Genomic DNA, 8737 nt, shown 5'->3' with positions numbered 1-8737 from the left:
GACCCTGATGCGGGGAAAGCGCCGACGGTAATTCGCGATGACGCTGGGCAAAAAGTAATAGGCCACCGACGGCACACAGGCGATGGTCACGTGACCCATGCGGCTCGTCGAGACATCGCGAATGCCGAGCAGCGCGACATCGAGATCGTCGAGCAGTTGTTCCGCGCTCGGCGCGAATACGCGGCCGATCGTGGTGAGCGTGACGCTGCGCGTGGTGCGCTCGAACAGACGCACGCCAAGCGCTTCTTCGAGCTTGTCGATGCGGCGACTCAAGGCGGGCTGAGAAATGTTGACCGCCTCGGCCGCCTTGCGAAAGCTCCCCAGCTCCGCCACCGCGCGGAACGCCTGCAAATCGTTCAAATCGAAGTTAATGCCCACGAGTGGTCCTCCGCGCCGCTACGCCGGCGCCATCCGCAGCCGACGCTCGCAGCAATGCGCGGATGCGTTCCGCGGTTTGCGCCTGCAGCGGCGTATACACGAGCATGCTGAGGTCGGGCCGGCCATCGACGGCGAACAACGAATACTCCATCTCAAGCACGCCGAGCTCGGGATGCAGCAAGCGCTTCACGTTCTCTCCGTCCCCGTGGCTCATCACATGATTCTCGCGCCACATGCGATCGAATTCGGGGCTGGTCCGGCAGAGATCGTCGACGAGATCGCCCACCTCGGTGGCAAGCCCCGCGCGCGCCACGTCGGCGCGAAACGTCCCGACGACGAAGCGCGCGACGCTCTCCCAATCGTGCTGCCTGGATCTGACGGCCGGGTTGCAGAATAGAAAACGCAGAATGTTGCGCTCGCCTGGCGGCAAGGCGCCGTAATCGGTGAGCACGAGCGCCGCGGCGCGGTTCCACGCCACGACATTCCACGTCGCGGTCTTCACGATGGCGGGGCTGGCGTCGAGCGCGTCCAGTACGCGCTGCAATCGCGGGTTCACGCCGGCGACGGCGCGATAGCGCACTTCCGGCGGCCGGCCGAGCCCCAGGATGAACAGATGTTCCCGCTCGATGTCCGTCAGCATCAGCGCGGCGCCGATGCGGTCCAGCACCTCGGCCGAAGGCGCACCGCCGCGGCCCTGCTCGAGCCACGTGTACCAGGCGGCGCTGATGTTCGCGCGTTGCGCGACTTCTTCCCTGCGCAATCCGGGCGTGCGTCTGCGACCGGAGAAGCCGAAGCTGGCCGGGTCGAGCCGCGTGCGGCGGCTGCGCAAGAATTCCCCGAGGGTCTGGGCGGCGTTCGATGACATGACGAGCCTGCTAGTCCGTTTACCAGGATAAGGTCACTACTTCAACAGGATAAAGGATGATCGCATAGTGTCTGGGTGACTAACCAGGAGAATTCACGATGCGCATTTTTGTGACAGGCGCCACCGGTTTTATCGGCTCGGCCTTGGTTCCCGAACTCATCCAAGCCGGCCATCAGGTGATCGGCATGACGCGCTCGGATGCCGGCGCGCAGGCGCTGACGGCGGCGGGCGCCGAGGTCCATCGCGGCACGCTCGAAGACACCGAGAGCCTGCGCAGCGGCGCGGCAAAGGGGGACGCGGTCATCCATCTCGCGTTCGATCACGATTTCTCGCGCTTCGTGGACAACTGCGAAAAAGATCGGCGCGCGATTGCGGCCCTGGGCTCGGCGCTGGCCGGATCCGATCGCCCGCTCCTTCTCACCTCGGGCACGGGCGCCGGCAGCCGCGGCGACGGGCAACCGGCCAGCGAGGACGTATTCAACGCCACGCACGCCAACCCTCGCATCGCCTCGGAGATGGCGGGCAATGCGCTCCTGGAAGCGGGCGTCAATGTCTCCGTCATGCGTCTTCCGCAAGTGCACAACCCCTTCAGGCAGGGACTCATTACGCCGCTCATCGAAATCGTGCGCGAGAAACGCGTGTCTGCTTACGTGGAAGATGGCCTCAACCGCTGGCCTGCAGGACATCTGTCCGATGTCGTGCGGCTATACCGGCTGGCGATCGAGAAGGCCGAGCGCGGAGCGCGCTATCACGCAGTGGGTGAAGAAGGCATCAGCGCCCGGGAGATAGCCGAGGCCCTGGGACGGGGGCTGAACGTGCCGGCCGTCTCGATTGCACGAGAGGAAGCGCAAGCGTACTTCGGATGGATGACGATGTTCGCCCTACTCGACATGCCTGCTTCGAGCGCGTTGACGCAGGCGCGTTTGGGATGGAAACCAACGGGGCCGACGCTCATCTCGGATTTGAACGAAGCGAGATACGCCGAAGCGGCGGCTTAACGTTCATGCCTGGCTCGGCGCCGCGCGGCATGGGAGTGGACGTGGACATAAACGGCTTGCGCCTCCACGCTAGCTGACGTGCTTTGCCATGAAGTACGTCGCCGCGACAAGCGCCGTACCGAAACTGCAGACGGACGTCACGAGCTTCCAGGTTTGCGCGTTGATTTCGAGATGAAGGGCTGCTTTCATATCAAGCAAGTCCGCTCGGGTCGCAACGGTGTCCAGGCGTGTCTCGATACGCGCGAGTCTGTCGCGCGTATCGTTGTTGGCGGCTTCGAGCGCCGAAATTCTAGCTTCCATACCGCGATCTTCACCGCCACCGCGACAGTTGTCAAACAGTGGACGGACGGCTTCCGTGTCGGCACTTCCGAACCGACGGCGCATAGTTGAAATCGTCATCATTTCAGGCGTGGGTGTGCCGCAAACCGTTGAGGGATTTCACGCGGTAGCGGCACACGAGAACCACTCGATACTAGCCTTGAAATGTCCTTCTTGGGCAATGCTGCCCATTTTCTCGGACTGGATCCGACGTTTTTCCATGTGGGGCTCTTTCCCGGCTACAGGAACCAGGCCGCCTACGACAACGGCGCGCGAGGCGCGCAGGCGTTCCGGGTAAGGATTAACTGAACCACTCGTAAGGATTTTCTTCAAAATACTATTTATTCCCACTCACCTACCCACTGAATACGATTTCACTCATTTCAATCAACTCGCATACCGATATTCGCAAACGAGTTAATCACGTCATATCGACGACATATGAATAAGACAAAATTTCTCCCTCTAAAACTCGAATAGCCGGCGAATGGTGACGTACGGCATGCTAGTCAATGGATCATAGCCTTCACTTCATTTCCCCTTTCAGCACTCGCCCCGTCCAAGTGGAGCCCGCAACGGCTCGCTTTCTCAGTCATCGAGACTTACCCGCCCTCCTCGAACTCGAACACGAGAAATGGAACGACCTGCAGGCAGCATCGGAAAATGAAATTCGCGCGCGAATCGACTCGCATCCCGAACTGGCGATCGGCGCATTCTGCACACGATCAGGTCGCCTACTCGCCTCGCTATTCATGCGTCCTGTGGCCGACGATTTTTATCGACACGCCCAGACATGGAATGACTGCGTGCGAGCTCCCCTTGCGCATACGAGCTCGACCCTGTTCGGCATCAGCCTCTCGAGCCGCAATCAGGAAGGCGTTTTCGCACTGCTGAAGTTCTTTTGGCCGCTCGCGCTCAAGCAGGGGTGGCGCCATATCTATCTCGGCTCTCCGGTGCCCGGCCTACGCGACTGGCGCCGCGTCAATCCGCATCGTCCCGTCGACGACTATGTCGGCGCTCGGCGCGGCGGACTTCCACTCGACCCGCAATTGCGGTACTACCGGTCGCGCGGCTTCACGAAAATCGTTTCGATCAAGCCCAACTATTTTCCGCACGAGCGCTCGCTCGACTACGGCGTGATTTTGCGCGGCGCCGTCCCTTTATCGACGTTCGCGCCGATCTGGGCCGCTTTGCCCGTACCGTTCCTTCGGCGTGTCACGCAAGCGCTCGCGGCACGGCTGTGAGTGGGCCCATGGAAGCACTTATCCAACGTCTTGCCGGTCGATGGTCCGCCGACGTCCCGAGCGCCTTGTTTCTTGCAGCGGTGGCAGCGAATACCGTCTTGATTTGCCGGACCTCCTCGTGCTGCCTGCTCGTCGCGCTGACGATCCTTCAAGCCCTACTGCTGGTGGGATGCCAGGAAGCCAAACATCTGAGCGTGCATGGGACGTTCTTTAGCAACCGCTATTTGAACGATGCCGTCGGCATCGTCTGCGCAGCCTTGTTTGGCGTTAATTTCTTCACATACCGCTATTTTCATTTCGCCCATCACCGCGCGACGTGCACGGAAGCGGATCCCGAAGGCCGCCTTTATTCGCTCAGCTGGCGCACACGCTGGATCTGGCTGCTCGCCCCGGTGGAGCTGCCTTGGGTAGCCTGGCACATCGGTCGGACTGCCTGGCCGATGGCGCCCGCGAACAAGCGCCTGCAGCGGCATCTCGCACTCGGCTGGATGGCGACCTTCGGTCTGCTCATCGTCGCCGGCTTGCGCGTCGCGCCGGGCGCCATCGCCTGCGCCTACCTGATTCCGCTGCTGATGTTTTCTTGGATCGATTTCATCCTGACGCAAGCGGAGCATTACGGCGTCGCAATCGCTTCCATGTCGCATAACCGCGATTCGCGATCGATCAGCCATGACATCGTGCTGCCGTTCGGTCTTGGCTGGGTGACGCTGCACCGCGCACTGCATCGCGTCCACCACGGAAATCCCTCGCTTCGCTGGTTCCAGACCCCCGGCGCGCTAAAAGCCGATGCAACCGCCACGCCGCTCGCGTATGGCATGTTCGCGCGCCGGTGGTTTGCAAGCGGTCCTAGACTTTGGCTGACAGCCGCGGGCCAACGAGCGAACGCAATCGTTCCCACTTCATTTCGCTCTAATCGTCGTTCATGACCACTAGCCCTCATCCTTCATCGGTTGCTTCCCGCTCGAGTGCTTGGAACGGCACGGTCGTCCGCAGCCGGTTCTTCGACGCGCTTTCGCTGCTGCTACCGGCCGGCGAACAGTTCTTGATCGATACGCTCGAAGCGTGGCGCTCATCGGTCGAACCCCAGCCGGAAGGCGAGCTTGGCAGCGAAATCGACCGATTCATTCGGGAAGAGCTCGCTCATCGACGAGCACACACCCGCTACAACGCCGCGCTCGTCGACGCGGCCCCGCTCACGCAGCCCATCGTCGAACGTGCGGGTCGCATTACCGCCGAACTGGACGGCTTCAGCGTCCCGATGAAGCTCGCGCTCGTCGTGGCATTCGAACAATTGACGTCCGTGCTCGCGAAAGAGATCGAGGGGCACCCCTTTTTGCTCGTCGACGAAGGTACGCGCGCGGCCCGGCTCTGGCGATGGCACGCGCGCGAAGAACTGGGCCACTGCCATGTGGCCGCTCGCGTGGCATACCGTGCCGGGCTCGGACGGGGCTTGCTCACGCTAGCCCTGCTGCTCGCCACGGGCTATCTCGGCACCGATCTACTGCGCTATACGTGCTCGCTTTGTCGCTGCGATATCCGCGCGGGTGCAAGCCGACGCACCATGCTTGTCGACACCCTGCGGTTCGCGAGCGGCGCACTCCCCTCCCTGATGCGCATGGCTCGACACTGGTTCGCCCTGCTGCTCTCGCCCGCGCAGGGCGCGCACTAACCACGAGTCGTTTCCCCCAACGTCGATACGCGCTTGTTCAATTCTCTTTTAGGATTTATGACTCGGTACTCCCTTTGCTTGGCTACCCTTGATGACGACGCTCAGTTGCGCCACCGCATGGCGCTCGATCCGATCGAAGGCGACGCCGCGATTACGTTGCGGCGCGAGCCGTCTTACTTCGGCGCCTCGCGCCTACTTGGCTCGTCCGTGCAAGTCATCGTCGCGAGGGACGTCGCCACCGGCCGCATCGTCGCAACTGGCTGCCGGTCTGTCGCAAAAGCCTATATCGAGGGCCGCCCGCGGCGCACCGCGTTTCTGTCCGACCTGCGCATCGATCCCGATCATCGCAACGGGTTCCTGCTCGCGCGCATCTACCGATACGTCAGAACGCTTCACGATGCCGACCCACTGCCGTGCTACACGCTGATCTACGATGACAACCAACGAGCATTGGGCAACCTCTTGGGCGGCAGAGCCGGGCTGCCGCACTATGTGCCATGCGGGCGCGTGATCGCGCGCGCACTCCGGCTCACACGCAAGCGAACGGCGCCGAGCATGCCGGGCGTCGAAGTGGGGCGAGCGACGCGTGATGAGTTGCCGGAACTCGTGCGATTCGTCAACGCTCGACGCGCTGCTCGGCGATGGGCCCCGGAGCTCGACATGTCGGATTTCGAGCCGGGCCGCCGATGCGACACGCTTCGCGCTGAGGACTTTTTCGTCGCGCGCCGGGGCGGACAGATCTGCGCCACGATCGCTATATGGAATCAGAGTAGCCTTCGTCAGGCCCACGTCGAACGATATGCGCGCTCGACGCGACTGATTAGGATTCCTTACAATCTGGTGGCATCCGCTCGCGGATGGCCCACGTTGCCCGCGCGCGGCGAGCCGCTTCCGTATGTCTATCTTGCGTTCATCGCCGCCCAAGACGACGACCCATCGCTTTGCGCCACGCTCTTGGCCCACGCGTACAACTCGCTGTGCGGCAAAGCGTATCTCTACGCGCTCGCCGCCCTGCACGACGACGATCCGCTGCTGTCCGCCTTTGAAGACTATTGCGGGACAACCTCCGCGGTGCGTCTCTTCGAAGTCGATTTTTCGCGTGAACCTAGCCGCGGCCTCATCGCTTCGCCCCAGCGAGCCTGCGTGGAATTCGCCTTGACCTGATAGGCGGCCTTCGATGCCGGTTTCGCTGCGGGACAAAGGGTTTCGCCGGCATCGAATGCCCCTTGAGGACGCTGACCTAGGATGCACGGTACCTTCCCCTGCTCCTGCTCCTGCTCGCTCCCGCCATGAAATCCGCATCGAACCGCATCCATTCCGCCGCCACGCCCCCCGCCTCCGCCCAAACGCCGACAGGCGGCACGCGGGAAGCAGAAGGGCCGGAGGCCGCGCCTGCGACACAGCCAGCCGGCAGCACGCGGTCGGCGCGCGGAACGATCCGCGGGCGCCTCGCCCAATTGCTCGATATCAAAAAGGTGCCGCACGAGCCGGCCGTCAGCGTCGCGCAATGGGATGAAGCGGCGGCGCTCGAAATTTGCGAACGGTGGGCGCGAAGCCAGCGATCGCAGCCGTCGGTTGTCGGGCTCTCGCGGTTGATGGCGTTGAACTTCGAACGCGCGCGGCCCGATTCGATTCCCGCCGAACTCAAGAGTCACCGGCTGCTGCCCGAAGGCGCCGACGACGCGGCCTACTACCGTGAAATGATCGCGACGTTCTTGAAAACGGTGGGGCTCGACGATGCCGACGCCGTCGCCGACAGCTTCAAGAAAACCGGCACCGGCGGTCTGCACCGACAACGCACCGCAGCCGCCGCGGCCGTCGGCGGCACGTTCAGCATCGCGCAATTGGCCGCCTCCGCCAGTTTGCCGGCCAAGACGGCGCTCTCGGCCATCCAAGTGCTCATGACGGCACTGACGACCGAGCTTGCCTTCGATTCGGCCAACCTTCGGTTTCGCAACTCGGGCACCGAAGAAATCATGCCGCTGGGTAAAGCGGACGCTTCGCCGAGCGCCAAGACAGGGCCCAACGTCATGCAAGCGGCCACGCGCGTGGCGTGGGACCTGAACAAGGTTCGAAACGCCGTGCGCAAAATGGAAACCGCGCAAACCGCCCTAGACGATGCGCGTGCTCGTCTCTCGGCCCCGAACGCCACCGCAACGCAGCGGCAACAGGCCGAGAAGGACCTGCACGCCGCCGGACAGGACCTTGCGATCGCGCATGCGCGCTATTGCATGCGCGCGCAACTGAAAGCCGATTACAAGACCGCTTCCGAAAGCGCGAAGATCGAATACCACGGAAACAAGCGCGCGCTCGGCGTGAGCGTGGCCTCGAGCGCGGCAAGCATGACGGCGACCGTCCTCGGCATTCTGACGCCCGTCGTCGTATCGTCCGCCGTCACGGCCGGGGGGACGGCCCCCCCCGTCGCACTGGCCGCGACGTTGTACGTCGGTTATCAACTCAGTTCCGGACCGAGCAAGGACGGCGAAGACAAGGCCAACCGCGCCATCGTCGCGCTGGCGAAGTCGCTGGACCTGCTGGCGGGCAACGCGGCGACACAGCAGAAGGAGCGCGGGCAGGCATATCGAACTTATATCTCCGAGAAGCGTGCGATAGGCAAGCCGCAAGTGCGCAAGCAAGCGAAGGCGAAGCTGCTCGCCACGCTCGAGGAGATCGCACGCCGCGATACCGCGAAGGACGATCTCGATCCGGTCAAGAACTGGAAGGACTATGCGGCGCTTCGGGGACAGGTGGCGCAAGCGGGCGCCGACGACACCGCGGTGGCGGCGCTCGAGGAGGCCTTCACCGAATCGCATGCGAACCAGTTCAACAAGGCGACCGTATCCGATGCGTGGAAAACGCCGGAGCGCATGCGTTTCGACAGCATGGGGCGTCTGCTGCTGGGCAAGGTCACCGAATCGCTCGTTTCACTGCACGACTTCAATGCTGGAGCCGGCCGCGGCAGCGCCCGCGATCCTCGCCTCGCAGCGGCTTCGCGCGCGCAAATGCAAGGCAGACGCGCCGAGGTCAAAGCCTGCCTGCGCGATTGGCTCCACTTCCAGCTCGCGCAAACGAGAATGAAGGCGGCGCTTGCCGAGAAAGATCCGGTTCAGGCGCGCACCACTTTGCAAGCGGCGGCAAGCGCCCTGGCGGCGATCGAAAACCATGACGCGCGCGACCTCTTCAGCAGCGACGCGCGCAAGCAAGTGGAGGCGACCAAGCTCGCCAAGGCCAATACGATAGGCGAGCGCGAGCGCTATACGATGAC

8 protein-coding genes and 1 pseudogene are annotated in these 8737 nt (G+C 63.2%); 6 read left to right on the top strand and 3 right to left on the bottom strand.

Going from position 1 to position 8737, the window contains the following annotated elements; all coding sequences use genetic code 11:
- Both ACTHNR_RS02845 and ACTHNR_RS02840 read right to left on the bottom strand, forming a co-directional pair.
- The coding region (locus ACTHNR_RS02845) for a LysR family transcriptional regulator (RefSeq protein ID WP_440545941.1) at positions 1–378 on the bottom strand (378 nt) is incomplete at its 3' end.
- Positions 368–1243 (bottom strand): helix-turn-helix transcriptional regulator, encoded by an 876-nt coding sequence (locus ACTHNR_RS02840; RefSeq protein WP_440545940.1) that lies wholly within the window; start codon positions 1241–1243, stop codon positions 368–370. The genes ACTHNR_RS02845 and ACTHNR_RS02840, both read right to left, overlap by 11 nt.
- Positions 1244–1341: 98 nt before the next feature.
- On the opposite strand from ACTHNR_RS02840, the gene ACTHNR_RS02835 reads away from it, so the two are divergent.
- Positions 1342–2241: an SDR family oxidoreductase gene (locus ACTHNR_RS02835; RefSeq protein WP_440545939.1), complete on the top strand. Its 900-nt coding sequence runs from the start codon at positions 1342–1344 to the stop codon at positions 2239–2241.
- 69 nt (positions 2242–2310) lie between these two features.
- Here ACTHNR_RS02835 and ACTHNR_RS02830 read toward each other — a convergent pair whose 3' ends face one another.
- Positions 2311–2541 carry a hypothetical protein gene (locus ACTHNR_RS02830; protein WP_440545938.1) on the bottom strand — a complete coding sequence of 77 codons (231 nt, stop codon included), beginning with the start codon at positions 2539–2541 and terminating at the stop codon, positions 2311–2313.
- 824 nt (positions 2542–3365) lie between these two features.
- On the opposite strand from ACTHNR_RS02830, the gene ACTHNR_RS02825 reads away from it, so the two are divergent.
- From ACTHNR_RS02825 to ACTHNR_RS02805, 5 genes and pseudogenes are all read left to right on the top strand, one after another.
- Positions 3366–3803 (top strand): hypothetical protein, encoded by a 438-nt coding sequence (locus ACTHNR_RS02825; RefSeq protein ID WP_440545937.1) that lies wholly within the window; start codon positions 3366–3368, stop codon positions 3801–3803.
- A gap of 8 nt (positions 3804–3811) precedes the next feature.
- Positions 3812–4729 (top strand): fatty acid desaturase family protein, encoded by a 918-nt coding sequence (locus ACTHNR_RS02820; RefSeq protein WP_440545936.1) that lies wholly within the window; start codon positions 3812–3814, stop codon positions 4727–4729.
- A complete protein-coding gene (locus ACTHNR_RS02815) occupies positions 4726–5472 on the top strand; it encodes a metal-dependent hydrolase (protein WP_440545935.1) in 747 nt (248 codons plus the stop codon). Before ACTHNR_RS02820 ends, ACTHNR_RS02815 begins: the two co-directional genes overlap by 4 nt.
- A 78-nt stretch (positions 5473–5550) precedes the next feature.
- Positions 5551–6636 carry a hypothetical protein gene (locus ACTHNR_RS02810; protein ID WP_440545933.1) on the top strand — a complete coding sequence of 362 codons (1086 nt, stop codon included), beginning with the start codon at positions 5551–5553 and terminating at the stop codon, positions 6634–6636.
- Between the two features lie 125 nt (positions 6637–6761).
- Positions 6762–8737 (top strand): annotated as a pseudogene (locus ACTHNR_RS02805) (type III effector protein); the annotation flags it as partial.

This window comes from Trinickia sp., assembly GCF_051954495.1.
GTDB lineage: Bacteria > Pseudomonadota > Gammaproteobacteria > Burkholderiales > Burkholderiaceae > Trinickia.
This window is presented reverse-complemented; position numbering and strand designations above follow the sequence as displayed.

Excerpts from the sequence above, each read along its gene's own strand:
- ACTHNR_RS02840 (WP_440545940.1), bottom strand. The coding sequence starts at position 1,243 with ATGTCATCGAACGCCGCCCAGACCCTCGGGGAATTCTTGCGCAGCCGC.
- ACTHNR_RS02835 (WP_440545939.1), top strand. The coding sequence starts at position 1,342 with ATGCGCATTTTTGTGACAGGCGCCACCGGTTTTATCGGCTCGGCCTTG.
- ACTHNR_RS02830 (WP_440545938.1), bottom strand. The coding sequence starts at position 2,541 with ATGGAAGCTAGAATTTCGGCGCTCGAAGCCGCCAACAACGATACGCGC.
- ACTHNR_RS02820 (WP_440545936.1), top strand. The coding sequence starts at position 3,812 with ATGGAAGCACTTATCCAACGTCTTGCCGGTCGATGGTCCGCCGACGTC.
- ACTHNR_RS02815 (WP_440545935.1), top strand. The coding sequence starts at position 4,726 with ATGACCACTAGCCCTCATCCTTCATCGGTTGCTTCCCGCTCGAGTGCT.